We start from the raw sequence: 24,252 nt of genomic DNA, 5'->3' as shown, positions 1-24,252 counted from the left end.
GGTACCGGTTCGCGTCAAGAAAACGCGTCAAAGCAAGCACCTGGAGATCTGGTCCGATTCAATCGGACCAGATCTCCAGAATTCAGCTCAGGATTGGTGCTGGAGGATATTGATCAGCCGGCCGAAGGGATCGCGGACGAAGAAGCGCCGCACACCCCACGGCTCGTCCGCCGGACCGTATTCGATCGCGATGCGCGCTGCCTTCATCCGGCGCAGCGCTTCGTCGAGGTCGTCGACCTCGATCGAGAGATCGGGCACCGGCGTACCGGATCCGCCTTCGGATGCGAAGCTGATTTGAGCTTGCATCGTTTCGGATGAGCCGTAAGTCGCAACCCAACCGAACGCCATCAGCGGCGCGAGGCCGAGGATATCCTGATAGAACGACTTCGCTGCCGCCATGTTTGATGCGGCAACGTTCGCGACGATGCGATTGACCTTCATGCTGAAGCCCGCGCGGCGGAACGACCGTCTTTTGAAACGACGGTCGGAGAGGGCTGTCAGGCCTGCTGGCGCGTGTCGACCTGTTGCGGCCGGACATCCGACGGCACGGCCGGCGTCGCGCGCGACCGGAAGTAATCGAGCACGAACAACCGGATCGCGGAGGACAAATTGCCCTGCTGACGGTTGTTGTCGATCTCGCCGACCAATTCCGACAGCGTCATGTTCCGCAGACCGGAAATCTCTTTCATGCCGTTCCAGAAGGCTTCTTCCAGGCTGACACTGGTCTTGTGTCCGGCGACGACGATCGAACGCTTGACGACGGGAGACTTCATGATGCGTCTCCACTTTCGATGCGATGCTGATCGAGCTGACGAGCGCTGCGCTCGCCGAGAAATTCGTCGCGCGCCCGTTCGGATTTGGTGCGACCGAATAGCGCACGATTGGCTTCGGCCTGCTTCGCTGCTTGTTCGCGCTCACCGCGCTTCTTGAATCGTTTCAAGTTGACCACGTCGCCCATGCTCGTCGTCCTCATCGTCCCCAGAGCAGAATTGGTGATGCATCGTGACGAAAGCAAGAGCGATTGCGCTGCGCGCCCGGCTCGATATCCATCCCGAATCCCCATCTGATGCTCGTGATAGCATCAAAGAATCCGTTTCGCTCTGCGAAAACTAGACGTCTGTACCATGCGCCAACGCAGAGCTGATAGGTAACTCGCCTTAGTCTTTAGGAGTTATGATCCATAATTATATCACGCACGGTGACCGTAATTATCCGGACATTGCGCGTCGCTCGCTCAGCCGGGGTGTGTCATTTTGTCCGGCTGCACGAGGCGGTCAAATTCATCCGCAGACACAAATCCAAGCCGCAAAGCCTCTTCCTTCAACGTCGTTCCGTGCGCGTGCGCCGACTTGGCGACCTTGGCTGCGTTGTCGTAACCGATCTTCGGCGCGAGCGCGGTCACCAGCATCAGCGAGCGTTGCATCAGTTCGTTGATGCGCTTTTCGTCGGCGCGTATGCCGACAACGCAATGCTCAGTAAATGAGCGGACGACATCAGACAGCAACTGAATGGAATTTATCATACAATATGCCAATACGGGCTTGTACACGTTCAGCTCGAAATGGCCCTGGCTGCCGGCGACGGTGATCGTGGTCTGATTGCCGAACACCTGGCAGCAGACCATGGTCATGGCTTCGCATTGGGTCGGGTTGACCTTGCCCGGCATGATCGACGAGCCCGGCTCGTTCTCCGGCAGGATCAGTTCGCCGAGACCCGAGCGCGGGCCGGATCCGAGGAAACGAATGTCGTTGGCGATCTTGAACAGGCCGGTCGCCACCGAATTGATCGCGCCGTGCACCAGCACATAGGCATCGTTGGAAGCCAGCGCCTCGAACTTGTTTGTAGCGCTGGTGAACGGCAATTTGGTGATCTCGGCAACGTGCCTGGCGAAAGCGCTCGCGAATTCCGGCTTCGAGTTGAGGCCGGTGCCGACAGCGGTGCCGCCCTGCGCGAGCGGAAACAGCTCCTTCACCGCAATGTGCAGCCGCGCGATGCCGCTCTCGACCTGCGCGGCGTAGCCGGAGAATTCCTGGCCGAGCGTCAGCGGTGTCGCGTCCTGGGTATGCGTGCGTCCGATCTTCACGATCTTGGCAAACGCCTCCTGCTTCTGGTGCAGCGCCTGATGCAGCTCGGTGAGCGAGGGGATCAGGTCGGCGATGATGCGGCTTGCGGCTGCGATATGCATCGCGGTCGGAAACGAGTCGTTCGACGACTGGCTCATGTTGACATGATCGTTCGGATGGATCGGCTGCTTGGCGCCGAGCTCGCCGCCGAGCATCTGGTTGGCACGATTGGCGATCACCTCGTTCACGTTCATGTTGGTCTGCGTGCCGGAGCCGGTCTGCCAGACCACGAGCGGAAAATGATCGTCGAGCTTGCCTTCGATCACTTCCCTGGCGGCGCTGACGATGGCGTCGGCGCGGCGTGCATCGAGCTGGCCGAGTTCGCGATTGGTTTCTGCTGCCGCGAGCTTGACGACGCCGAGTGCATGGATGATCGCGATCGGCATCCGGTCGTGGCCGATCTTGAAATTCTGCCGCGAGCGTTCGGTCTGCGCGCCCCAGTAGCGATCGGCAGGGACGTCGATCGGACCGAAGCTGTCGGTCTCGCTGCGGGTGGCGGCGTTGGATGGTGTCGTCGATTGAGCCATGGATGCTCTCCGTTGCGTCGTCAGAACGTGAACCGGCATGGCGCCGGACTTTCCGGCACGACAACGCGAAAGCGTCCGCGCAAGAAGCACGTTCATGCAGAAGATAGTCCGGGATGACGATCTGTCATCCCGAACCTCTCAAGCATCCTACAAGGTCGCGGAGTGATCTGTGTTAGATTACTTCTTGCGGAAGCGGTCGAGCCGGACGACCTCGGCGCCTTCGCTGGGCTTTGCAGGCTCCTGCTCGGTCTCGGCCGTCTCGGTCTCCACCGTGGCGCGGGCGGCCGGTGCGGGAAGCGGAGAGGCCGGCGCGGTGGCGGGAGGGGCTTCCTCGGACAGCGCGTCCGAGACGTCGAACCGCAGATCGAACGGCGCCGACGGGTCGAGGAAGCGCGTCACCGCGGCGAACGGCACATTCAGCCGCTCGGGAACCCCGCCGAACGACAGGCCGACCTCGAACCGGTCCTCGGTCACCACCAGGTCCCAGAACTGGTGCTGCAGGATGATGGTCATCTCTTCCGGATATTGCGCGAGCAGTCGTGGTGACAGCTTCACGCCGTCGCCGTGCGACAGGAAGGTGATGTAGAAATGGTGCTCACCCGGCAAGCCATGTTCGGCGGCGTCGGACAACACCCGGCGCAGCACCCCGCGCAGCGCATCGCGCGCCAGCACGTCATATCGGATGTGATCGGTCGCCATGGTGATCCTGTCGCTTCGAAATAATGGCCGGCACGGCGTCGTCGGACCCGTCCGACTCGCCCTTTTGGCCATGCTACCCCGCCGGGAGCCGGAAATCAGCAGGGCTGGTAGCGGATAATGCGGGCGGACGCCCGATCGGAAATAAAGTGGAGGCTTCTGTTGCCAGGTGCCTCCGAACCCCGCCTAACGGAGCTTAACCCGTTAGGACTTTAAGATGGTCTTTCAAACTGCGTTACGCAGCCTGAGCAACCGGAGCAAAGTTGTCGTTGGCAACTATTGCATTAGCCCGATAACGGCGGAACCATACCGAGAAAAAACACGCCCTTTACGCCCTCGTCGATCCTATTTCGCCCCCGCCGAAAGCCACCGCGAAGGATGGGTTCTGGTGGAGGCGCCGGGTACCGCCCCCGGGTCCGAATGGTTTATTGCGACGGCCATTTATTTCCATAGCCGGCGAACCGGCACCCCCAATATAGCGGCAACGCCGTAGAAAAACAGAGCCGATTCAGGCCCTTTCAGCTGTGAAAACACACCAATTTGGCTTGGCTGGCGTCCTGACGCCGTTCTAGATTTTGCCCATGCCCCCGGAATCCCCGCCGGTTGCCGCCCCGGCGCCGGATGCCTCCGCACCGTCTCCGCCCCATCAGCCGGGCCTGCTCGAGCTGTTCCTGGCCTTTGCCAAGATGTCGCTGGCCGGCTTTGGCGGGGTCCTGGTCTGGGCCCGGCGCTCGATCGTCGAGCAGCACCGCTGGATGACGGCGGAGGAGTTCAACGAGACCTTCGCGCTGTGCCATTTCCTGCCAGGTCCGAACATCGTCAACCTGTCGGTCGTATTCGGCTCGCGCTTTCGCGGCGTCGCCGGCGGACTTGCGGCTTTCGCCGGGCTGGTCGGGCCGCCGATGGTGATCGCGACCGTCCTTGCCGCGCTGTATGCCCGCTACGGCGATATCGACGTCCTGCGCCGGACCCTCGCAGGGGTGGCCTGCGCCGCGGTCGGGCTGCTGTTCGCCGTCGTCCTCAAGATGATGATGCCGCTCCTGAAGCGGCGTGATGTCACAGGCCTCGTCATTCTGGCCGCGGTCTTCGTCGCGATCGGACTGATCCGGTGGCCGCTCCAGATCGTGCTGCTGGTGGCGATCCCGCTCAGCCTTGCGGTCACGATCCTGACGCGCCGCATGGTGAAGGCATGAGCTCGGAGTCCAACCCGGTCGCGGCGCTGGTCTGGACCTTCGGCCTGATGTCGCTGTTTGCGGTCGGCGGCGCCAATTCGGCGATCCCCGAAATGCATCGCGCCGCCGTCGACGTGCATCACTGGCTGACCGACAAGCAGTTCGCCGACGTGTTCGCGATCTCGCAGCTCTCGCCGGGGCCGAACGTGCTGATCGTGACGCTGATAGGCTATTCTGTCGCAGGCGTCGCCGGGGCGCTGGCCGCGACGGTTGCGATGTGCGGACCGACTGCGCTGCTTGCTTATTATGTAAGCCGCTTCCTCGATCGCTCGCGCGACGCGCGCTGGCCGGCGATCATTCAAGCCGCATTGGTTCCGCTGTCGATCGGTCTGATGGCCGCCTCCGGGCTGATCGTGACGCAGACATCAGACCAAAGTTGGATCGCGGTGCTGATCACCATTGTCGCAGCCGCGCTTGCTTTTGCGACGCGGATCAATCCCTTGTGGATGTTGCTTGCCGGAGGTCTCCTGGGTTTTGCTGGCGTTGTCTGACGAAAATCGCTAGCAAGGCTTTCGGTCAACGCACCACAAAGCCAAGCCATTCAATCAAAGCGGGCGGGACAGCCCTGACGGGGGAAGCGAAGTCATGAGCGATACGCCGAGCGAGGCGCCGGTCAAATCGATCTTGCCGGAATGGGTACGCGGTCCGCAGGACTTCATCGGCGGGCTCGCCATGGTGGCGGTCGCGCTGTTTGCCTTGTGGGCCTCGAGCGATCTGCAGGGCATGCATGGATTTTCGTTCGGCGCCGGAACTGCGCCGCGCATGTTTGCCGTGCTGCTGCTGTTGCTCGGCGCTGCCGTTGCGCTGATGGGCGTTCTCAAGGACGGCCCGGATATCGCAGCCTATTCCTGGCGCGGCCCGTTGTTCGTGTCCGCGGCCATCGTGTTCTTCGCAGTCGGGATCCGGCCGCTCGGCCTCGTCGTCTCCGCCTTTGCGGCCTTCCTGATCGCCGCACTCGGCTCGCACGAGACCAAATGGATCGAAGCCATCATTGTCGGTGCCTGCCTGACGCTCGGCTGCGCGCTGCTGTTCCCTTATGTGCTGGGACTTCCGATGCCGATGTTCCCGCGTTTCCTGATCCAGTGAGGGCGTGATGGAACTGTTTGCCAATCTCGCCCACGGTTTCGGTGTGGTGTTTCAGATCACCTGGTGGTCACCCTCGTGGCTCTTTGGCCTGTCGGTCCCGATTTCGATCAATATTCTCATGTGCCTGATTGGCGCACTGGTCGGCACGCTGGTCGGCGTGCTGCCCGGTATCGGCACCATTGCCACCGTCGCGATGCTGCTGCCGATCACCTTCGGCCTGCCGCCGGTCGGCGCGTTGATCATGCTCGCCGGCATTTATTACGGTGCGCAGTACGGCGGTTCGACCACCTCGATCCTGGTCAATATTCCCGGAGAAGCGACCTCGGTGGTGACAGCGCTCGACGGCCACCAGATGGCCAAGCAGGGCCGCGCCGGTCCGGCGCTGGCGATCGCGGCGATCGGCTCGTTCTTCGCCGGTTGCGTCGCGACCGTGCTGATCGCCGTGCTCGGCGCGCCGCTGACCAAGCTCGCGCTGGCGTTCGGCCCGGCCGAATATTTCTCGCTGATGGTGCTCGGTCTGATCTTCGCGGTGGTGCTCGCCAAGGGCTCGGTGCTGAAGGCGATCGCGATGATCGTATTGGGCCTGTTGCTGTCGATGGTCGGCTCCGACATCGAAACCGGGGCCTCGCGCATGGCCTTTAACGTCCCCGAGCTTGCCGACGGCCTTGGCTTCGCCACCGTGGCGATGGGCGTGTTCGGCTTCGCGGAGATCATCCGCAACCTCGACCACGGCGCGGAGATGGACCGCAATCTGGTGCAGCAGAAGATCGCCGGCCTGATGCCGACCAGAAAGGATCTGGTGGACTCCACGCCTGCGATCCTGCGCGGCACCGTGCTCGGCTCGATCCTCGGCATTCTGCCGGGCGGCGGCGCCGTGATCGCCTCGTTCGCGGCCTATACGCTCGAGAAGAAGCTGGCGAAAGATCCGTCGCGGTTCGGCCGCGGCGCGATCGAAGGCGTTGCGTCGCCGGAAAGCGCCAACAACGCCGCGGCGCAGACCTCGTTCATCCCGCTGCTCACGCTCGGCATCCCGCCGAACGCGGTGATGGCGCTGATGGTCGGCGCGATGACCATTCACGGCATCGTGCCGGGCCCGCAGGTGATGCAGAAGCAGCCCGATTTGGTCTGGGGCATGATCGCCTCGATGTGGATCGGCAATCTGATGCTGATCATCATCAACCTGCCGCTGGTCGGCATCTGGGTTCGTCTGTTGCGCGTGCCGTACCGGCTGATGTTCCCCTCGATCGTGGTGTTCTGCGCGATCGGCATCTACTCGGTGAACAACGCGCCGGTCGACGTCGTCCTCGCAGGCGCGTTCGGCCTCGTCGGCTACTGGCTCATCAAGCACGATTTCGAGCCGGCGCCGCTGCTGCTCGGCATGGTGCTGGGTCCGCTGATGGAGGAGAACCTGCGTCGCGCACTCCTGATCTCGCGCGGCGACTGGAGCGTGTTCCTATCGCGGCCGCTGTCGGCGGTGCTGCTGGCGATCGCGGCCGGCCTGCTGGTGCTTGCGGTGCTGCCGGCGTTGCGCGCGAAGCGCGACGAGGTGTTCGTGGAGTCCGAGGGCTGAGTGTTCTTTACGTCCTGCGTCGGCGCGCCGCAGGCGGAAGTCGAATCGACACTCGATGTCGTCTCGTGAAATGAAAATGCCGGCCGATTTGGCCGGCATTTTTATTGGTCAAACGTTCCCGGGAGGAATCGAGATGATGTCCATTCGCTCGCTTGCGGGCGCATGCCTGTCGGCATTTGCCGCGCTCGGCGCATTCGCCGTGCCGGCGTCTGCGCAAAATTATCCGACGCGCACCATCACCATGATCGTGCCGTTCGCAGCCGGCGGTCCGACCGACGTCATCTCGCGCATCGTCACCGCGCACATGGCGCAAACGCTTGGACAGAGCATCGTCATCGAAAACGTGGTCGGCGCCGGCGGCACCACGGCGACGACGCGTGCCGCACGCGCCGCCAATGACGGCTACACCCTGATCACCGGACACATGGGCACGCACGCGGCGTCCGTGCCGCTCTACCCGAAGCTTGCGTATCATCCGGAAAAGGATTTCGAGCCGGTCGCGCTGCTCGCGGGCACGCCGATCCTGATCCTCGCCCGCAAGGATTTCCCGCCGAAGGATTTGAAGGAATTCGTCGCCTACGTGAAGGCCAATGCCGAGAAGGTCAACGCCGCGCATGCCGGCATCGGCTCGGTCTCGCACGCGTCCTGCGAGCTCCTGAACTCGATCCTCGACGTCAAGCCGGTCGGCGTACCGTTCAACGGCACCGGCCCGGCGATGAACGCGCTGGTCGCCGGCCAGGTCGACTACATGTGCGACCAGATCGTCAATGCGGTGCCGCAGATCAACGCCGGCACCATCAAGGCCTATGCGGTCGCGACCCCCGAGCGCAATCCGTCGCTCCCCAATGTCCCGACCACAACGGAGGCCGGCCTGCCGGCGTTCCAGGCCCAGGCCTGGAACGCGGTGTTCGCGCCGAAGGGAACCTCGCCCGCCATCATCGCGACGCTGAATGCTGCGGCGATCAAGGCGCTCGACGACGAGAACGTCCGCAAGCGCCTGCTCGAGCTCGGCAGCGTGATCCCGGCGCCCGCCAACCGCACGCCGGAGGCGCTCGCGACCCTCGTCAAGAACGAGATCGCGAAATGGACGCCGGTGCTGAAGCCAGCGAGTTAAGCCAGCGCGATCAAGTGGATAGGCGAGGGGCGGGACGCGAGTTCCGCCCCTTGTCGTTTGGCGCAGGAGTGTTCATTTTTCAGGGTATAATCGGTGCGTTCAGCCGAATCGGCGTGTCGACCAGCGGTCTTGGCCGCTACATTCGCCGCTCCCTCGGAAGCCCGAAACAGACGCCAAGAATCAGTCATGAACCAGTATCACGACCTGCTCGAACGCATCCTCGCCGACGGCGCGGAGAAGCACGACCGCACCGGCACCGGCACGCTGTCGATCTTCGGCCATCAGATGCGCTTCAACCTCTCGGCCGGCTTCCCGATGCTGACCACCAAGCGCCTGCCGCTGAAGGCGATCGTCCACGAACTGCTCTGGTTCCTCGCCGGTGACACCAACATCAAATATCTCAACGACAACGGCGTCACGATCTGGGACGAATGGGCCGACGCCAACGGCGATCTCGGCCCGGTCTACGGTTCGCAATGGCGCTCATGGCCGGCGCCCGATGGCCGCAGCATCGACCAGATTGCGAATGTAATCGACATGATCAAGCGCAACCCGGACTCGCGGCGGCTGATCGTCAGCGCCTGGAATCCGGCCGAGGTCGACAAGATGGCGCTGCCGCCGTGCCACTGCCTGTTCCAGTTCTATGTCGCCAACGGCAAATTGTCCTGCCAGCTCTATCAGCGCTCCGCCGACGTCTTCCTCGGCGTGCCCTTCAACATCGCCTCCTACGCACTGCTGACCATGATGGTGGCGCAGGTGACGGGGCTGAAGCCCGGCGATTTCGTGCACTCGCTCGGTGACGCGCATCTCTACTCGAACCATCTCGAGCAGGCGCGCCTGCAGTTGACGCGTCCGACGCTGCCGCTGCCGACGATGGCGATCAACCCTGATGTGAAGGAAATCTTCGCGTTCCGTTACGAAGACTTCAAACTCGAAGGTTACGACCCGCATCCGCACATCAAGGCCGAAGTCGCAGTCTGATGTCGCTGAATATCCGCCGCGCGCGGCCCGATGAGGCCGGACTGGTGTTCTCGCTGGTCCGCGAGCTCGCCGAATACGAAAAGCTCCTGCACGAAGTCCACGCCAGCGAGGCCGATATCGCCGAAGCGCTGTTCGGTGCCAACCCGCGGCTCTTTTGCGACATCGCGGAATGGAACGGCGAGCCCGCCGGCTTCGCGGTCTGGTTCGTCAATTTCTCGACCTTCGCCGGCCGTCACGGCATCTATCTCGAAGATCTCTTCGTGCGTCCGGCCCTGCGCGGCAAGGGCATCGGCAAGGCGCTGCTGGTGGATCTGGCAAAGCAATGCCTCGCCAATGGCTGGTCGCGGCTGCAATGGGCGGTGCTCGACTGGAACGCGCCGTCGATTGCATTCTACAAATCGCTCGGCGCCGAGATGATGGACGAATGGACGATCTGCCGCGTCTCCGGCGAGGCGCTGTCGGCGCTCGCGGAAGGGGCGCGTTGATGGAGATCGTGCTCGTCGTTGCGGTCGCCGAGAACGGCGTGATCGGGAAGGACAACGCCATTCCGTGGCGGCTAAAATCCGATCTGCGACGCCTCAAGGCGATCACGCTGAACAAGCCCGTCGTGATGGGGCGCAAGACCTTCGAATCCCTGCCCAGGCCGCTGCCGGGACGTACCAACATCGTGGTGACGCGCGATGTGAACTACCGTGCGCGCGGCGCCGTCGTCACCAATTCGTTCGAGACCGCGCATGCCATTGCGCTTGGTGATGCGCTGCGGCGTTTCGCCACTGAGATTGCAATCATCGGTGGTGCGGAAATCTATGCGCAGTGGATGGGCATCGCCGATCGGCTGGAGATCACCGAGGTTCACGCCCGGCCGGACGGCGATACGCGGTTCGACAAAATCGATACGAAGGCGTGGGAGGAGGTGGCGCGTGTGCGAAATCCGGCAGGTCCGGATGACAGCGTCGACTTCTCCTATGTGACATATCGTCGGCGCGACCGGGGTTAACCAATGTTTGCATTGACAATTTTGCGCCGGCGCATAGCTCGTCCGGCCAGGAAGCTTGCGTTGTAAGGGCCCTGACGGTCCCCTATAACCGGGCCGGACATTCGAGGCCGGGCGTCCCGTCCGGACTTGCCGAGGAGATGTTTGATGCCGTGGAAAAATCAGGGCGGGGGGCCATGGGGCTCGGGTCCGAAAGGGCCGTGGGGCACAGGTCCGCAGTCGGCCGGGCCAAGGCCGCCGGATCTTGAGGATCTGCTGCGGCGTGGCCAGGACCGGCTGCAGCAGTGGCTGCCCGGCGGCCATTTCAGCGGCATGGGCATCGCGCTGGTGCTGGTCGCGGCGCTGGCGATCTGGTTTGCGACCGGGATCTTCCGTGTCCAGTCCGAAGAGCTCGGCGTCGTCATGCGCTTCGGCAAGTATGATCGCGATGCCCAGCCGGGCCTGCGCTATCACCTGCCGTATCCGATCGAGACGGTGCTGCTGCCGAAGGCGCTGCGCGTCAACACGATCTCGATCGGCATGACCCTGATCGACGATCCCGCACGGCGCGGCCGCTCCATGCGCGACGTGCCGGAAGAGAGCCTGATGCTGACCGGCGACGAGAACATCGTCGACGTCGACTTCACCGTGCTCTGGCGTATCAAGCCGGGCGGGGCCGGCGCCTATCTGTTCAACATCCAGAATCCCGAAGGCACCGTGAAGGCGGTTGCCGAAAGCGCGATGCGCGAGGTGATCGGCCGTTCGCAGATCCAGCCGATCCTGACCGGGGCGCGCAACGTCACCGAGCAGAACGTCCAGGAGCTGATGCAGAAGACGCTCGATACCTACAACGCGGGCATCCAGATCACGCAGGTGCAGATGCAGAAGGTCGATCCGCCGGCGCAGGTGATCGACGCGTTCCGCGACGTGCAGGCGGCGCGCGCCGACCTCGAGCGCAAGCAGAACGAGGCGCAGACCTACGCCAACAGCATCGTGCCCGGAGCACGCGGGCGTGCCGCGCAGATTCAGCAGGCCGCCGAGGGCTACAAGGAGCAGGCGGTCGCCGAGGCCAAGGGCCAGAGCGCACGCTTCCTCAAGGTCTATGAAGAATACAAGAAGGCACCCGACGTGACGCGCGAGCGCATCTATCTGGAGACCATGGAAAAAGTGCTCGGCAGCTCCGAGAAGCTGGTTTACGACGGCGGCCAGGGCCAGAACATCGTGCCCTACCTTCCGCTCGGAGAGCTGACGACGCGGCGTCCGCCGGCAGCGCCTGCAACGACTGGCCAGCAGCAGGGAGCCACCCGATGAGGTCCCCTGTCACCGGCATTGTGGCCCTGGTTCTCCTCTTCATCGTTCTCGCTGTCGGCTACAGCTCGGTGTTCACCGTGCAGCAGACCGAGCAGACCATCGTCTTGCGGTTCGGCGAGCCGGTCGACATCGTCACCGAGCCCGGCCTGCACTTCAAGGCGCCGTGGAATTCGGTGATCAACGTCGACAAGCGTATCCTCGATCTGGAGAACCCGTCGCAGGAAGTGATCGCTTCCGACCAGAAGCGGCTCGTGGTCGACGCCTTCGCGCGCTATCGCATCAAGAACGCGTTGCGCTACTACACCAGCGTCGGCTCGATCCAGGCTGCCAATCTGCAGCTGACCACGCTGCTCAACGCGGCGCTGCGCCGTGTGCTCGGCGAGGTCACCTTCATCACGGTGGTGCGCGACGATCGCGAGAAGCTGATGTTGCGGATTCGCGAGCAGCTCGACAGGGAGGCTGACGGCTACGGCATCGAGGTCGTCGACGTCCGGATCCGACGCGCCGACCTGCCGGAGCAGAACAGCCAGGCGGTCTACAACCGGATGAAGACCGAGCGTGAGCGCGAGGCGGCCGAGTTCCGCGCCCAGGGCGACCAGAAGGCGCAGGAAATCCGCTCGAAGGCCGACCGCGAAGCGACCGTGATCGTCGCCGAGGCGAACTCGGCTGCGGACCAGACCCGCGGTGCGGGTGACGCCGAGCGCAACCGCCTGTTCGCCGAAGCCTATGGCAAGGACAAGGACTTCTTCGCGTTCTATCGCTCGATGACGGCCTATGAGAACGGCCTCAAGCCTGGCGACACGCGTTTCCTGTTGCGGCCGGACTCGGAATTCTTCAGATACTTCGGCAGTGCCAGCGGCAAGCCGCCTGAGGCGGCAGCCGCGCCGAAACAGTAACGTCACGATACGGCGGCGATGCGGACAACGCGTCGCCGCCACTCAACAAGCAACAAGCATCGAGCGGGAGGATGCCATCCGATGAGGTCAATAGCGTTCGGCGACTTCCTCATCGGTCTGGGAATCCTGTTTGTGCTCGAAGGCATCCTGTTTGCGGCAAGCCCCGCCTGGATGCGCCGGGCCATGAAGAGTGCGCTGGCCACACCCGACAACATTCTTCGCATCGTCGGCATCGGTTCGGCGGTTGTCGGGCTCATCCTGATCTGGGTGGTACGGCGCTGAGCATCGCCTGTTCCAGCCGCGCAGATCGCTCTGGAATGAACATAATCGTGAGCCTTTCGCGGCCGGTTTTTCGCCGAAATGCCCGGCTGAGATGCTTGCGCCATATGCCCGTTCGGGCGCACTCTGCCATCACGGGCGCACACCTGCGACCACCTAGTTTGAACCCGTTTGCCTGGAGAAATTCCGACATGATCGCTGCCAGACCAGCCCTGAGCCGCCGCCTCCGCATGATGGGAGCCGCGATCTCGATCGGTGCTGCGAGCATGCTGAGCTCCATGCCCGCGTTCGCGCGTGGTCCCGAGGGCATCGCCGATATCGCCGAGAAGGTGATCGACGCCGTCGTCAACATCTCGACGTCGCAGACGATCGAGGCCAAGGACCGGACGATGCCGCAGCTGCCGCCGGGCTCGCCGTTCGAGGAATTCTTCGACGACTTCTTCAAGAACCGCCGCGGGCCGGGTGGCGGCAAGGGGGGCGAGAAGGGCGGCGAGTTCCAGCCGCGCAAGACCAATTCGCTCGGCTCGGGCTTCATCGTCGACACCGCGGGTATCGTCGTCACCAACAACCACGTCATCGCCGATGCCGACGAGATCAACGTCATCCTCAACGACGGCACCAAGATCAAGGCCGAATTGGTCGGCGTCGACAAGAAGACCGACCTCGCGGTGTTGAAGTTCAAGCCGCCGAAGCCGCTCACCGCGGTCAAGTTCGGCGACAGCGACAAGATCCGTCTCGGCGACTGGGTGGTCGCGATCGGCAATCCGTTCAGCCTCGGCGGCACGGTGACCGCGGGCATCGTCTCGGCCAAGAACCGCGACATCAGCCAGGGCCCGTATGACAGCTACATCCAGACCGACGCTGCGATCAACCGCGGCAATTCCGGCGGTCCGCTGTTCAACCTCGAGGGTGAAGTGATCGGCGTCAACACGCTGATCATCTCACCGACCGGCGGTTCGATCGGCCTCGGCTTCGCCGTGCCGTCGAAGACGGTGGCCGGCGTCGTCGACCAGTTGCAGAAGTTCGGCGAGCTGCGCCGCGGCTGGCTCGGTGTGCGCATCCAGCAGGTCACCGACGAGATCGCCGACAGCCTCAACATCAAGCCGGCGCGCGGCGCGCTGGTTGCGGGCGTCGACGACAAGGGCCCGGCCAAGCCGGCCGGTATCGAGCCCGGCGACGTCGTCGTCAAGTTCGACGGCAAGGACGTCAAGGACCCGAAGGATCTGTCGCGCGTCGTCGCCGATACTGCGGTCGGCAAGGAAGTCGACGTCGTCATCATCCGCAAGGGCAATGAGGAGACCCGCAAGGTCACGCTCGGCCGGCTCGAGGACAACGAGAAGGTTCAGCAGGCCAATGCCAAGCCGAAGGACGATGCCGCCGAGAAGCCGGTGACCCAGAAGGCGCTCGGTCTCGACCTTGCGGCGCTGAGCAAGGATCTGCGCACCAAGTACAAGATCAAGGACAGCGTGAAGGGCGTCGTCGTCACCGGCGTCGACAACGCCTCCGATGCCGCCGAGAAGCGGCTGTCGGCCGGCGACGTCATCGTCGAGGTGGCGCAGGAGGCGGTGTCCAGCGCCGCCGACATCAAGAAGCGCGTCGATCAGCTGAAGAAGGACGGCAAGAAGTCAGTGCTGCTGCTGGTCTCCAATGGCGAGGGCGAACTCCGCTTCGTCGCGCTCGGCGTGCAGTAAAGTCGCGAGCTGAAGCCTCGCCTCCGACTGTCATCCCCCGCGAAGGCGGGGGATCCAGTACGCCGCGGCCTCTCCATCCTCCATCGACGTCTCTGGAATACTGGGTCCCCCGCTTTCGCGGAGGACGACAGGCTACATGAGCCTCACCCCGCCACGAACTCATCCCGCCGATAACCCTGCGCGTACAACAGCGCGGTGAGGTCGCCGTGGTCGATCCGCACGGCCGCGGCGGCCGCGACCGCCGGCTTGGCGTGGTAGGCGACGCCGAGGCCTGCGGCCTGGATCATGCCGAGATCGTTGGCGCCGTCACCCACCACCAGCGTGTCGATGTCGTCGAGGTCGAAGGATTCGGTGAGCTCGATCAGGGTGGCGAGCTTGGTGGCGCGGCCGAGGATCGGCTCGACCACTTCGCCGGTCAGCTTGCCGTCCGCAACCTGCAACTGATTGGCGCGGTTCTCCTGGAAGCCGACCTTCGCCGCGACCACCTTGGTGAACAAGGTGAAGCCGCCCGAGATCAGGCAAGTGTAGGCGCCCTGCGCGCGCATGGTCATGACCAGCTCGCGCCCGCCCGGCGTCAGCGTGATGCGCTTGTCGAGCACCTCGTCGACGACGCCGACCGGCAGGCCCTTCAGCAACGCCACGCGCTCGCGCAGCGCCGACTCGAACTCGATCTCGCCGCGCATCGCGCGCTCGGTAATGGCGGCAACATGGGCTTTCAGCCCGGCGAAATCGGCGAGCTCGTCGATGCATTCCTGGCCGATCATGGTGGAATCCATGTCGGCCAGAAAAAGCTTCTTGCGCCGGCCGATCCGAGGCTGCACGACAATGTCGATCGGCAGGTCGCCGCGGGCCTGACGCAGGCGTTCCTCGATCGCCTTGATGTCGTCCTTGCCGGTGTTCTGGCTCTCAAAGGGAATATCGACGGCGACTTCGTTGAACAGCCACTGCGCCGGGCCGGGTGAGGGCAGCACGGCCCGCGCGCCCTCGACGATGGTGGAGTCGAGCGCGGGGCTTGCAGGATTGCAGATCAGCGTGGCAACGAGGGACATGCAGGCGGATTCGGGATTGTTGGACAAGGCAGTGCTTATCGCAGGGCCGACCGCCAGCGGCAAGTCGGCCGTGGCGCTCGAGCTCGCGCAGCGCACCGGCGGGGTCGTGATCAACACCGATTCCATGCAGGTCTATCGCGACCTGCGGATCATCACGGCGCGGCCGACTGCCGGCGAGGAGGCGCTGGTTCCGCACCGGCTGTACGGCCATGTCGACGCCGGCGTGAATTTCTCGGCCGGCGCCTGGGTGGCGGATGCGGCCAATGTGCTGGGCGAGGTGCGTGCGCAGGGGCGGCTGCCGATCTTCATCGGTGGCTCCGGCCTGTATTTCAAGGCGCTGACGCGCGGGCTGTCGGCGGTACCGCCGATCCCCCCTGATGTGCGCGACGGCGTGCGCGCAAGGCTGGAGGAGCACGGCGTTGAGGCGCTGCATGCCGAGCTTGGGGTGCGCGATCCGGTATCGGCAGAACGGCTGAAGCCGCGCGACCGCACCCGCATCGCGCGGGCGCTCGAGGTCGTCGAGGCCACCGGTCGCCCGCTGCCGGACTGGCATCGCGATGGCCTGCCGCCGTTGCTGCCGCCGGGCCAATTCCACGCGCTGTTTCTCGCGCCGGAGCGCGAGCAGCTTTATGCGCGGATCGACGCGCGGTTCGGCGCGATGCTCGATGCCGGCGCGCTCGAGGAGGTCGCTGCATTGGCGGCGCGCGGGCTCGATCCGCTGCTGCCGGCGATGAAGGCCCATGGCGTGCCGGCGCTGATCCGGCACCTCAAGGGGGAGACCAGCCGGGAGGAGGCCGCCGAGATCGGCCGGGCCGACACCCGCCATTATGCCAAGCGCCAGTTCACCTGGTTTCGCCACCAGCTGCCGGAATTCGAATGGGTGGCGCCGGAGGCGGCGAAGGAGCAGCTGGAGACCCTCATCCCGTAGCCCGGATGATGGAGCGGAGCGAAATCCGGGCTGCGCGCCCTAGCCTCCCCTTGAAAAGGGGAGGTCGCTTTGCTCGCTAGAGCAAAGCGGGTGGGATCAACTCTCTGCATGAGCAGCGTCACCTGCGGCTGACCCCCATCCCGACCTTCCCCCTTTCAGGGGGAAGGAGAAGATAGATGCGGGGGGACTCCATCCCGGGAGACGCTGGTCCCGGATTTCGCTTCGCTACATCCGGGCTACGGACTCCACCCAGCCGCTGGTGGCGCGCGCCCGTCTGCCATGCGCGTTGCGCCGCGCAAAAACACTCGCCGAACGGTCGGAACCCCGTTACACTTCAAAAATCGCGAAAGTGCTTGCCTTGCCTTGACATTCAGGCTTTGGCCGCTATGTTCGCGCAACCTTTGGGAAGACTGGGTCGTCTCGTGCGCAACATTATTACCAAACTCCTTATCGCCGTCGTACCCAGGCACACCGCCGGGGATGGCTAGCGGCCATCCAAATTCGGGCGGTGTGCATGGGGCCTCTGGGGCCCCTTTTTATTGCCCGAAGCAGAACTGACGAGAACTGACAAAAGCCGCGCAAAAACAAGCGCATCCGGAGCGAACCATGACCGACAAGAGCCACGATCCCAATCAGATGACCGGCGCCGCGATGATCGTGCGCGCGCTCATCGATCACGGCGTGCAGCATGTCTTCGGCTATCCCGGCGGTGCGGTGCTTCCGATCTACGACGAGATTTTCCAGCAGAGCGAGGTCGAGCACATCCTGGTCCGCCACGAGCAGGGCGCGGGCCACGCCGCCGAAGGCTATGCGCGCTCGACCGGCAAGCCCGGCGTGGTGCTGGTGACGTCGGGCCCCGGAGCCACCAACATGGTGACGCCGCTGACCGACGCGCTGATGGACTCGATCCCGCTGGTCTGCATCACCGGCCAGGTGCCAACCCATCTGATCGGCAACGACGCCTTCCAGGAATGCGACACGGTCGGAATCACGCGGCCCGCCACCAAGCACAACTGGCTGGTGCGCGACGTCAACGACCTCGCCAGGGTGCTGCACGAGGCCTTCTATGTCGCCACCACCGGCCGGCCGGGTCCGGTCGTGGTCGACGTGCCGAAGGACGTGCAGTTCGCGACCGGCACCTATCATCCGCCGCGCAAGTCCGACGTGCACGTCTCCTACACGCCACGCGTGAAGGGCGATGCGACCCAGATCCGCAAGGCGGTGGCGCTGCTCGCCAATGCCAAGCGTCCGGTGATCTATTCCGGCGGCGGCGTGATCAATTCCGGTCCCGAGGCCTCGCAGCTGCTGCGCCAACTGGTGGAGGCGACCGGCTTCCCGATCACCTCGACCCTGATGGGGCTGGGCGCCTATCCCGCGTCGGGGCCGAACTGGCTCGGCATGCTCGGCATGCACGGCACCTACGAAGCCAACATGACCATGCATGATTGCGACGTCATGCTGTGCGTCGGCGCGCGTTTCGACGACCGCATCACCGGCCGCACCGACGCGTTCTCGCCGGGCTCGAAGAAGATCCACATCGACATCGATCCGTCCTCGATCAACAAGAACATCCGCGTCGACGTGCCGATCATCGGCGATTGCGGCAACGTGCTCGGCGATTTGCTGCAGGTGTTCAAGGCGGAAGCCAAGAAGCCGGACATCAAGGCGTGGTGGCAGCAGATTGCGCAATGGCGCGCGCGCAACTCGCTGTCCTACCGCAAGAACAACGATGTCATCCTGCCGCAATACGCGATCCAGCGCCTGTTCGAGCTGACCCGCGGCAAGGACACCTACATCACGACCGAAGTCGGTCAGCACCAGATGTGGGCGGCGCAGTTCTTCGGCTTCGAGGAGCCGCACCGCTGGATGACCTCGGGCGGTCTCGGCACCATGGGCTACGGCCTGCCGGCCGCGGTCGGCGTGCAGGTGGCGCATCCGGACAGCCTGGTCATCGACATCGCCGGCGATGCCTCGGTGCAGATGACGATCCAGGAGATGTCGACGGCGGTTCAGTTCGAGCTGCCGATCAAGATCTTCATTCTGAACAACCAGTACATGGGCATGGTGCGGCAGTGGCAGCAGCTGCTGCACGGCAACCGGCTGTCGCATTCGTACTCGGAAGCGCTGCCGGACTTCGTCAAGCTCGCCGACGCCTATGGCTGCGTCGGCCTGCAGGCGCACAAGCCCGCCGATCTCGACGGCGCGATCAAGGAGATGATCTCGATCAAGCGCCCGGTGCTGTTCGACTGCCGCGTCGCCGCGCTGGAGAACTGCTTCCCGATGATCCCGTCCGGCAAGGCGCATAACGAGATGCTGCTGCCGGAAGAAGCGACCGATGAGGCCACCGCGAAGGCCTTCTCCGGCGGCAAGGCGCTGGTGTGATGATGTTCGATCGTGGCGCACTCTCGCTTCACCTCGCCCCGCTTGCGGGGAGAGGTCGGATTGCGCGCGAGCGCAATCCGGGTGAGGGGGAGTCTCCGCGAGTCCTTCTCTCACCGCTTTCCTGGAGGCAGCCCCTCACCCCAACCCTCTCAGAGCGAGCGAAGCTCGTCTCGGCCCCGCGAAGAGCGGGGCGAGGGAGCCTATCGCACGCTCGGATGGAGGGAGGCTCAGTTGTTTGATCTCAACGAGCTCGAGCGCGCGCACAGGATCGTCGGCACCGCGGTGCCGGCGACACCGGCGTATGCCTGGCCGCTGCTGGCCGAGCGGCTCGGCACCGAGGTCGTGGTCAAGCATGAGAACCACACGCCGACCGGCGCCTTCAAGGTGCGCGGCGGCCTGGTCTATCTCGAGCGGCTGAAGCGCGAGCGGCCCGATGTGCCCGGCATCATCTCGGCGACGCGCGGCAATCATGGCCAGAGCCTGGCCTTCGCCGCGGGCCGTCATGGCGTGCCGGCGACGATCTATGTTCCCCGCGGCAACTCGGTGGAGAAGAACCGCGCCATGCATGCGTTCGGCGCCGAGCTCGTCGAGCACGGCGAGGACTTTCAGGCCGCGCGGGAAGAGGCCGGGCGCCGCGCCCAGTTCGCCGGCCTGCACATGGTGCCGTCGTTCCATCCGGACCTGGTGCTGGGCGTTGCGACCTATGCGCTCGAATTGTTTCGGTCAGCGCCCGATCTCGACATCCTCTATGTGCCGATCGGGCAGGGCTCCGGCATCTCCGGCTGCATCATGGCGCGCGATCTGCTCGGCCTGAAGACCGCGATCGTCGGCGTGCAGTCGACCGAGGCGCCGTCCTACGCGCTGTCGTTTGCGGCCGGAAAGATCGTGACCACCGAGACCAGCAACACCCTCGCCGACGGCATGGCGACGCGGATTCCGGACGCGGATGCGTTCGCCCTGATCCGCAAGGGCGCCTCGCGCATCGTGCAGGTCACCGACGACGAGGTCGCCCAGGCGATCCGCGCCTACTGGACCGATACCCATAATCTCGCCGAGGGCGCCGGCGCTGCGGCGCTTGCCGCCGCGATGCAGGAAAAGAGCAGGCTCGCCGGCAAGCGGGTCGGCCTGATCCTGAGCGGTGGCAATATCGATTTCGATCTGTTCCGGTCCTGGATCGGGACGGATGCTGCGCCGGCCGCCCAGCGGGCGGTGGCGTGACCAGAATGTAAGGGGACGACCATGAACCAGCCCGCATCCGCCTACTTCCTCGAAGAGCGTCACGATCCGAACGAGACGCATACGCTGTCTGTCCTCGTGCAGAACGAGCCCGGCGTGCTCGCGCGCGTGATCGGCCTGTTCTCCGGCCGTGGCTACAACATCGACAGTCTCACCGTCTCGGAGACCGAGAACCAGAAACATCTCTCGCGGATCACGATCGTCACCACGGGCACGCCGATGGTGATCCAGCAGATCAAGCATCAGCTCGACCGCATGATCCCGGTCTACCGCGTCGTCGACATGACGCTGACCGGCAGCTCGATCGAGCGCGAACTCGCGATGGTCAAGGTGAGGGGTGGTGGTGATCACCGCGTCGAGGCGCTGCGGCTGGCGGATGCGTTCCGCGCCCGGGTGATCGACGCCACGACCGAGAGCTTCGTGTTCGAGATCACGGGCAACTCGTCCAAGATCAGTCAGTTCATCGACCTGATGCGCCCGCTGGGCCTGGTCGAGGTGTCACGAACCGGGGTGGCCGCGATCACGCGTGGGCCGGAAGGGATGTGAGTCATGTTGGCGCGCGACTGGTACTATACGCAACGGCGGCAGGTCGGTCTCGATACCGCGGTTGTCTCGATCTATGACGTCAGCGAGGACAGCGATGTCCGTGCCCGTCAGGCGCTGACCATGCTCGGCGTCAAGCCGGGCTGGCGCATCGCCGACATCGGCTGCGGCAACGGTGTGCTGGCGACCGAGGCGGCGCTGATAGGCGCCGAGGTCGACGCCATCGACATCTCGCCGGCGATGATCGGGCTTGCCGAGATCTATGCGCGCGACCGCAAAGCGAAGATCCGGACCCAGCCGGCCGGCCTCCTGTCGTTCGCCTATCAGCCGAACTCCTACGATCTGATCGTCAGCGAATTCACGCTGCATCATCTGCCGGACTTCTGGAAGGCCGTGGCGCTGTCGCGGATCTTCAACGCGCTGAAGCCGGGCGCGAACTTCTATCTGCGCGACATGGTGTTCGTCAGCATGCCCGACGGCGTCGACCGCGATGTCGAGGGCTGGGCTGATTTCTCGATCAAGAATCACGATTTCGAGCGCGAGAGCGTGATGACCCATATGCGCGACGAATACTCGACCTTCGGCTGGGTGATGGAGCGCATGCTGACCGAGACCGGTTTCACGCTGGTCGCGGCCGACTACCACGCACCGCTGCACGGCACCTATCTGCTGCGCAAACCGAAGCCGGATGAACAGATCTAGATCCCGACCGTCGTAACGGAAGCAAAAGAAGAACAACAATGAAGCCGGCCGATGTTGGCATCGCCGTCATGGTCGCGGTGATCTGGGGGCTTGCGTTCGTCGCAAGCCGGATCGCGCTCAATGAGTTCTCGCCGGAGCTGATGACGACCCTGCGCTTCGCCATCGCCGCGCTGCCGTGCCTGTTCCTGCGCAAGCCTGACGTCTCCTGGCCGCTGCTGATCGGGATCAGCTCCACGCTGTTCCTCGGCCAGTTCCTGGCGCAGGCCTTTGCGATCGCGCACGGCGTCCCGGTCGGGCTTTCGAGCGTCATCGTGCAGAGCCAGGCGCTGTTCACCATCGCATTCGCCGCCGTGATTTTCGGGGAGATGCCGACGCGGTCCCAGGCGATCGGGATCGCGATCGCCGCGCTCGGCCTGCTGATGATCTGCGGGACGGTCGGTTACGATTTCAGCGTCGCCGCGTTTGCGATCATCATGATCTGTCCGATCAGCTTTGCGATCGGCAATGTGCTGCTGCGGCGGGCACAGGACGCACCGATGTTCGATCTGTTCGCCTGGTTGTGCCTGGCGGCCGCGGTGCCGCTCGCGGTGCTGACCTTGATCAGCAACGGGCCGCGGCCGACCTGGCAGGCGCTGAGCCACATGTCGCTGACTGGCCTGATCTGCGTGCTCTGCCTCGGCGGTATCTCCACCAGCATCGCCTACTGGCTGTGGGGCCGGCTGCTCAGGGATTATCCGGCGGCACAGGTGGTGCCGTTCGCGCTGCTGGTGCCGTTCGTCGGCTCCGCCGCCTCCAGCATCGTTTTCGGCGAGACATTCGGGCCGCTGCGGCTGACCGGCATGGTCACCGTGATCGCCGGCATCGCCGTGATGCTGCTGTCGAAGCGTCCAAAAGCTCTGCCGAAAGTCGCGTGAGGGCACGATGTCGAGTTCGCTGCTGTTTGCCTTTGTGGTGTTTGCCGTCGTGATGTTCTTCACGCCGGGCCCCAACAACATCATGCTGCTGTCGTCGGGGCTGACCTACGGCTTCCGCCGCACGGTGCCCCACATTGCCGGCATCACGGTCGGCTTCGCCTTCATGGTCGGCGCGGTCGGCGTCGGCTTAGGGGCCGTCTTCATCGCCTATCCGGTGCTGCAGACGATCCTGAAATATGGCGGCGTTGCCTACCTGATCTATCTCGCCGCCGTCATCGCCATGGCCGAGCCGCCCTCGGCGGACAAGGACGACAAGCCCGGCCGCGGCCCGATGACCTTCTGGGGCGCGGCCATGTTCCAGTGGATCAACGCCAAAGGCTGGGTGATGGTGATCGGCACCATCACGGCCTATGCGGCGATTGCCGCCTTCCCCTGGAACATCGCGATCCAGGTCGGCCTGAGCCTGGTGCTGGGAACGGTGTCCTGCATCGTCTGGGCGCTGTTCGGCACCGCCCTGCGGCCGATCCTGACGTCGCCCCGGGCGATCCGTGTCTTCAACGTGGTCATGGCCATCCTGCTGCTGGCCTCGCTCTACCCGGTCTTCATGGACGCATGATGCCGCACCGCGCCATGCGAGATGAGGGTTTCCCCTGAGGGGGAAAATGCTCTAGACAACGCCGGAAATTCGCGGGCGCCCGGCGGTTCTGACCTTCCGAAAGCCTGATTCATCGGCCGATTTTGGCCCCCTTCAAACGAGGAAACCACGATGCGAGTTTACTACGATCGCGATGCCGACCTGAACCTGATCAAGGGCAAAAAGGTTGCCATCGTCGGCTACGGCAGCCAGGGCCACGCCCACGCGCTCAACCTGAAGGATTCGGGCGTCAAGGAAGTGGCGATCGCGCTGCGCAAGGGTTCGGCCTCGGCCAAGAAGGCCGAGAACGCCGGCTTCAAGGTGATGGAAGTCGCCGAAGCCGCCAAGTGGGCCGACCTCGTCATGATGCTGACCCCGGACGAGCTGCAGGGCGACATCTATCGGGAGCACCTGCACGACAACATGAAGAAGGGCGCGGCGCTCGTGTTCGCCCACGGCCTCAACGTGCACTTCAACCTGCTCGATCCGCGCGCCGACCTCGACGTGCTGATGATCGCGCCGAAGGGCCCCGGCCACACCGTGCGCTCGGAATATCAGCGCGGCGGCGGCGTGCCCTGCCTGATCGCGATCGCCAAGGATTCGTCGGGCAACGCCCATGACCTCGGCCTCAGCTACGCGTCGGCGATCGGCGGCGGCCGTGCCGGCATCATCGAGACCACCTTCAAGGAAGAGTGCGAGACCGACCTGTTCGGTGAGCAGGTGGTGCTCTGCGGCGGCCTGGTCGAGCTGATCAAGGGCGGCTACGAGACGCTGGTCGAGGCCGGCTACGCGCCCGAGATGGCCTATTTCGAGTGCCTGCACGAAGTGAAGCTGATCGTCGACCTGATCTATGAAGGCGGCATCGCCAACATGAACTACTCGATCTCCAACACCGCCGAATACGGCGAGTATGTCACCGGTCCGCGTATCGTCACGGCCGAGACCAAGGCGGAGATGAAGCGCGTGCTCGCCGACATCCAGGGCGGCAAGTTCGCCCGCGACTGGATGCTGGAGAACAAGGTCAACCAGACCTCGTTCAAGGCAACCCGCGCCAAGCTCGCCCAGCATCCGATCGAGGAAGTCGGCGCCAAGCTGCGCGACATGATGCCCTGGATCAAGAAGGGCGCGCTGGTCGACAAGAGCAAGAACTGAGCGCGGTTTTGTAGGGTGGGTTAGATGGGATAACGGGCCGGCGAGCTGCTAGCAAGCCGCTCACTCGCTACGGCGCTGGTGGTGGCGCGCTCGCTCGCGGCTTGCCGGTTAAGGCGGTCGTCCCTCAGATTGATGGTGTTTGAACGGAGTCGGGCAAGCCCGCTCCAAGCATCCTTGAGGAACGACCATGAACCACTATGCCGGAATCGACGTGTCATTGGAATGCTCAAGCG

Annotated in this window: 26 protein-coding genes and 1 other RNA gene; 20 read left to right on the top strand and 7 right to left on the bottom strand. The window is 64.3% G+C overall.

Annotated features, from left to right (window positions below):
* Positions 1-87: 87 nt before the first annotated feature.
* The 6 genes from FNJ47_RS18675 to ssrA form a co-directional block, all read right to left on the bottom strand.
* Positions 88-441 carry a VOC family protein gene (locus FNJ47_RS18675; RefSeq protein WP_163155615.1) on the bottom strand — a complete coding sequence of 118 codons (354 nt, stop codon included), beginning with the start codon at positions 439-441 and terminating at the stop codon, positions 88-90.
* A gap of 56 nt (positions 442-497) precedes the next feature.
* Positions 498-773 (bottom strand): ribbon-helix-helix domain-containing protein, encoded by a 276-nt coding sequence (locus tag FNJ47_RS18670; RefSeq protein WP_163155613.1) that lies wholly within the window; start codon positions 771-773, stop codon positions 498-500.
* Positions 770-958: a DUF4169 family protein gene (locus FNJ47_RS18665; RefSeq protein ID WP_163155611.1), complete on the bottom strand. Its 189-nt coding sequence runs from the start codon at positions 956-958 to the stop codon at positions 770-772. Before FNJ47_RS18665 ends, FNJ47_RS18670 begins: the two co-directional genes overlap by 4 nt.
* A 276-nt stretch (positions 959-1,234) precedes the next feature.
* Positions 1,235-2,650 carry a class II fumarate hydratase gene (gene fumC, locus FNJ47_RS18660; protein ID WP_163155609.1) on the bottom strand — a complete coding sequence of 472 codons (1,416 nt, stop codon included), beginning with the start codon at positions 2,648-2,650 and terminating at the stop codon, positions 1,235-1,237.
* Between the two features lie 177 nt (positions 2,651-2,827).
* Positions 2,828-3,349, bottom strand: a complete 522-nt coding sequence (locus FNJ47_RS18655; RefSeq protein ID WP_163155607.1) for an SspB family protein — start codon at positions 3,347-3,349, stop codon at positions 2,828-2,830.
* Positions 3,350-3,494: 145 nt separating this feature from the next.
* Positions 3,495-3,850, bottom strand: a transfer-messenger RNA (tmRNA) gene (gene ssrA / locus FNJ47_RS18650).
* Positions 3,851-3,927: 77 nt separating this feature from the next.
* On the opposite strand from ssrA, the gene FNJ47_RS18645 reads away from it, so the two are divergent.
* The 12 genes from FNJ47_RS18645 to FNJ47_RS18590 all read left to right on the top strand — a co-directional run bounded on the left by FNJ47_RS18645 (position 3,928) and on the right by FNJ47_RS18590 (position 14,479).
* Positions 3,928-4,539, top strand: coding sequence for a chromate transporter (locus FNJ47_RS18645; protein ID WP_163155605.1), 612 nt, complete (start codon positions 3,928-3,930; stop codon positions 4,537-4,539).
* Positions 4,536-5,069 (top strand): chromate transporter, encoded by a 534-nt coding sequence (locus FNJ47_RS18640; RefSeq protein ID WP_163155603.1) that lies wholly within the window; start codon positions 4,536-4,538, stop codon positions 5,067-5,069. Before FNJ47_RS18645 ends, FNJ47_RS18640 begins: the two co-directional genes overlap by 4 nt.
* A gap of 94 nt (positions 5,070-5,163) precedes the next feature.
* Positions 5,164-5,664: a tripartite tricarboxylate transporter TctB family protein gene (locus tag FNJ47_RS18635; protein ID WP_163155601.1), complete on the top strand. Its 501-nt coding sequence runs from the start codon at positions 5,164-5,166 to the stop codon at positions 5,662-5,664.
* A 7-nt stretch (positions 5,665-5,671) separates the two neighbouring features.
* A complete protein-coding gene (locus FNJ47_RS18630) occupies positions 5,672-7,234 on the top strand; it encodes a tripartite tricarboxylate transporter permease (RefSeq protein ID WP_163155599.1) in 1,563 nt (520 codons plus the stop codon).
* A gap of 133 nt (positions 7,235-7,367) precedes the next feature.
* On the top strand, positions 7,368-8,348 hold the full coding sequence (locus FNJ47_RS18625) for a tripartite tricarboxylate transporter substrate binding protein BugD (protein ID WP_163155597.1): 981 nt from the start codon (positions 7,368-7,370) through the stop codon (positions 8,346-8,348).
* A 186-nt stretch (positions 8,349-8,534) separates the two neighbouring features.
* Complete coding sequence (locus tag FNJ47_RS18620; RefSeq protein WP_163155595.1) at positions 8,535-9,329, top strand: thymidylate synthase; 795 nt, start codon at positions 8,535-8,537, stop codon at positions 9,327-9,329.
* Positions 9,329-9,814 carry a GNAT family N-acetyltransferase gene (locus tag FNJ47_RS18615; protein ID WP_163155593.1) on the top strand — a complete coding sequence of 162 codons (486 nt, stop codon included), beginning with the start codon at positions 9,329-9,331 and terminating at the stop codon, positions 9,812-9,814. The genes FNJ47_RS18620 and FNJ47_RS18615 overlap by 1 nt, the downstream gene beginning before the upstream one ends.
* Positions 9,814-10,326: a dihydrofolate reductase gene (locus FNJ47_RS18610; protein WP_163155591.1), complete on the top strand. Its 513-nt coding sequence runs from the start codon at positions 9,814-9,816 to the stop codon at positions 10,324-10,326. Before FNJ47_RS18615 ends, FNJ47_RS18610 begins: the two co-directional genes overlap by 1 nt.
* A gap of 144 nt (positions 10,327-10,470) precedes the next feature.
* Positions 10,471-11,613: an FtsH protease activity modulator HflK gene (hflK, locus tag FNJ47_RS18605; protein WP_163155589.1), complete on the top strand. Its 1,143-nt coding sequence runs from the start codon at positions 10,471-10,473 to the stop codon at positions 11,611-11,613.
* Positions 11,610-12,509, top strand: a complete 900-nt coding sequence (gene hflC / locus FNJ47_RS18600; protein WP_163155587.1) for a protease modulator HflC — start codon at positions 11,610-11,612, stop codon at positions 12,507-12,509. The genes hflK and hflC overlap by 4 nt, the downstream gene beginning before the upstream one ends.
* Before the next feature lie 81 nt (positions 12,510-12,590).
* Positions 12,591-12,791, top strand: coding sequence for a DUF2065 domain-containing protein (locus tag FNJ47_RS18595; protein WP_163155585.1), 201 nt, complete (start codon positions 12,591-12,593; stop codon positions 12,789-12,791).
* Positions 12,792-12,979: 188 nt separating this feature from the next.
* The gene (locus tag FNJ47_RS18590) at positions 12,980-14,479 is read left to right on the top strand and encodes a Do family serine endopeptidase (protein ID WP_163155583.1); all 1,500 of its coding nucleotides are present in this window, start codon (positions 12,980-12,982) and stop codon (positions 14,477-14,479) included.
* A 143-nt stretch (positions 14,480-14,622) separates the two neighbouring features.
* On the opposite strand, the gene serB is transcribed toward FNJ47_RS18590, so the two are convergent.
* Positions 14,623-15,528: a phosphoserine phosphatase SerB gene (gene serB, locus FNJ47_RS18585; RefSeq protein ID WP_163155581.1), complete on the bottom strand. Its 906-nt coding sequence runs from the start codon at positions 15,526-15,528 to the stop codon at positions 14,623-14,625.
* On the opposite strand from serB, the gene miaA reads away from it, so the two are divergent.
* The 8 genes from miaA (at position 15,527) to ilvC (ending at position 24,019) form a co-directional block, all read left to right on the top strand.
* Positions 15,527-16,456 (top strand): tRNA (adenosine(37)-N6)-dimethylallyltransferase MiaA, encoded by a 930-nt coding sequence (miaA, locus tag FNJ47_RS18580; protein ID WP_163155632.1) that lies wholly within the window; start codon positions 15,527-15,529, stop codon positions 16,454-16,456. The genes serB and miaA overlap by 2 nt on opposite strands.
* Before the next feature lie 606 nt (positions 16,457-17,062).
* Positions 17,063-18,838, top strand: a complete 1,776-nt coding sequence (locus tag FNJ47_RS18575; protein WP_163155579.1) for an acetolactate synthase 3 large subunit — start codon at positions 17,063-17,065, stop codon at positions 18,836-18,838.
* A gap of 231 nt (positions 18,839-19,069) precedes the next feature.
* Entirely contained in the window at positions 19,070-20,056 is a 987-nt protein-coding gene (locus tag FNJ47_RS18570; RefSeq protein ID WP_163155577.1) for a threonine dehydratase, read from the top strand.
* A 21-nt stretch (positions 20,057-20,077) separates the two neighbouring features.
* The gene (gene ilvN / locus FNJ47_RS18565; protein ID WP_163155575.1) at positions 20,078-20,620 is read left to right on the top strand and encodes an acetolactate synthase small subunit; all 543 of its coding nucleotides are present in this window, start codon (positions 20,078-20,080) and stop codon (positions 20,618-20,620) included.
* A gap of 3 nt (positions 20,621-20,623) precedes the next feature.
* Positions 20,624-21,319 (top strand): class I SAM-dependent methyltransferase, encoded by a 696-nt coding sequence (locus FNJ47_RS18560; protein ID WP_163155573.1) that lies wholly within the window; start codon positions 20,624-20,626, stop codon positions 21,317-21,319.
* 38 nt (positions 21,320-21,357) lie between these two features.
* Entirely contained in the window at positions 21,358-22,233 is an 876-nt protein-coding gene (locus tag FNJ47_RS18555) for an EamA family transporter (protein WP_163155571.1), read from the top strand.
* Between the two features lie 7 nt (positions 22,234-22,240).
* Complete coding sequence (locus FNJ47_RS18550; protein ID WP_163155569.1) at positions 22,241-22,849, top strand: LysE family translocator; 609 nt, start codon at positions 22,241-22,243, stop codon at positions 22,847-22,849.
* 150 nt (positions 22,850-22,999) lie between these two features.
* On the top strand, positions 23,000-24,019 hold the full coding sequence (gene ilvC / locus FNJ47_RS18545; protein ID WP_028342350.1) for a ketol-acid reductoisomerase: 1,020 nt from the start codon (positions 23,000-23,002) through the stop codon (positions 24,017-24,019).
* The last annotated feature ends 233 nt before the right edge of the window (positions 24,020-24,252 follow it).

The organism is Bradyrhizobium uaiense, from assembly GCF_010811875.1.
GTDB lineage: Bacteria > Pseudomonadota > Alphaproteobacteria > Rhizobiales > Xanthobacteraceae > Bradyrhizobium > Bradyrhizobium uaiense.
The sequence above is the reverse complement of the archived record's forward strand: the minus strand, read 5'-3'. Positions and strand labels throughout refer to the sequence as shown.

Coding starts and splice junctions, on each gene's coding strand:
- FNJ47_RS18675 (WP_163155615.1), bottom strand. CDS start 441: ATGAAGGTCAATCGCATCGTCGCGAACGTTGCCGCATCAAACATGGCG.
- FNJ47_RS18670 (WP_163155613.1), bottom strand. CDS start 773: ATGAAGTCTCCCGTCGTCAAGCGTTCGATCGTCGTCGCCGGACACAAG.
- FNJ47_RS18665 (WP_163155611.1), bottom strand. CDS start 958: ATGGGCGACGTGGTCAACTTGAAACGATTCAAGAAGCGCGGTGAGCGC.
- fumC (WP_163155609.1), bottom strand. CDS start 2,650: ATGGCTCAATCGACGACACCATCCAACGCCGCCACCCGCAGCGAGACC.
- FNJ47_RS18655 (WP_163155607.1), bottom strand. CDS start 3,349: ATGGCGACCGATCACATCCGATATGACGTGCTGGCGCGCGATGCGCTG.
- FNJ47_RS18645 (WP_163155605.1), top strand. CDS start 3,928: ATGCCCCCGGAATCCCCGCCGGTTGCCGCCCCGGCGCCGGATGCCTCC.
- FNJ47_RS18640 (WP_163155603.1), top strand. CDS start 4,536: ATGAGCTCGGAGTCCAACCCGGTCGCGGCGCTGGTCTGGACCTTCGGC.
- FNJ47_RS18635 (WP_163155601.1), top strand. CDS start 5,164: ATGAGCGATACGCCGAGCGAGGCGCCGGTCAAATCGATCTTGCCGGAA.
- FNJ47_RS18630 (WP_163155599.1), top strand. CDS start 5,672: ATGGAACTGTTTGCCAATCTCGCCCACGGTTTCGGTGTGGTGTTTCAG.
- FNJ47_RS18625 (WP_163155597.1), top strand. CDS start 7,368: ATGATGTCCATTCGCTCGCTTGCGGGCGCATGCCTGTCGGCATTTGCC.
- FNJ47_RS18620 (WP_163155595.1), top strand. CDS start 8,535: ATGAACCAGTATCACGACCTGCTCGAACGCATCCTCGCCGACGGCGCG.
- FNJ47_RS18615 (WP_163155593.1), top strand. CDS start 9,329: ATGTCGCTGAATATCCGCCGCGCGCGGCCCGATGAGGCCGGACTGGTG.
- FNJ47_RS18610 (WP_163155591.1), top strand. CDS start 9,814: ATGGAGATCGTGCTCGTCGTTGCGGTCGCCGAGAACGGCGTGATCGGG.
- hflK (WP_163155589.1), top strand. CDS start 10,471: ATGCCGTGGAAAAATCAGGGCGGGGGGCCATGGGGCTCGGGTCCGAAA.
- hflC (WP_163155587.1), top strand. CDS start 11,610: ATGAGGTCCCCTGTCACCGGCATTGTGGCCCTGGTTCTCCTCTTCATC.
- FNJ47_RS18595 (WP_163155585.1), top strand. CDS start 12,591: ATGAGGTCAATAGCGTTCGGCGACTTCCTCATCGGTCTGGGAATCCTG.
- FNJ47_RS18590 (WP_163155583.1), top strand. CDS start 12,980: ATGATCGCTGCCAGACCAGCCCTGAGCCGCCGCCTCCGCATGATGGGA.
- miaA (WP_163155632.1), top strand. CDS start 15,527: ATGCAGGCGGATTCGGGATTGTTGGACAAGGCAGTGCTTATCGCAGGG.
- serB (WP_163155581.1), bottom strand. CDS start 15,528: ATGTCCCTCGTTGCCACGCTGATCTGCAATCCTGCAAGCCCCGCGCTC.
- FNJ47_RS18575 (WP_163155579.1), top strand. CDS start 17,063: ATGACCGACAAGAGCCACGATCCCAATCAGATGACCGGCGCCGCGATG.
- ilvN (WP_163155575.1), top strand. CDS start 20,078: ATGAACCAGCCCGCATCCGCCTACTTCCTCGAAGAGCGTCACGATCCG.
- FNJ47_RS18560 (WP_163155573.1), top strand. CDS start 20,624: ATGTTGGCGCGCGACTGGTACTATACGCAACGGCGGCAGGTCGGTCTC.
- FNJ47_RS18555 (WP_163155571.1), top strand. CDS start 21,358: ATGAAGCCGGCCGATGTTGGCATCGCCGTCATGGTCGCGGTGATCTGG.
- FNJ47_RS18550 (WP_163155569.1), top strand. CDS start 22,241: ATGTCGAGTTCGCTGCTGTTTGCCTTTGTGGTGTTTGCCGTCGTGATG.
- ilvC (WP_028342350.1), top strand. CDS start 23,000: ATGCGAGTTTACTACGATCGCGATGCCGACCTGAACCTGATCAAGGGC.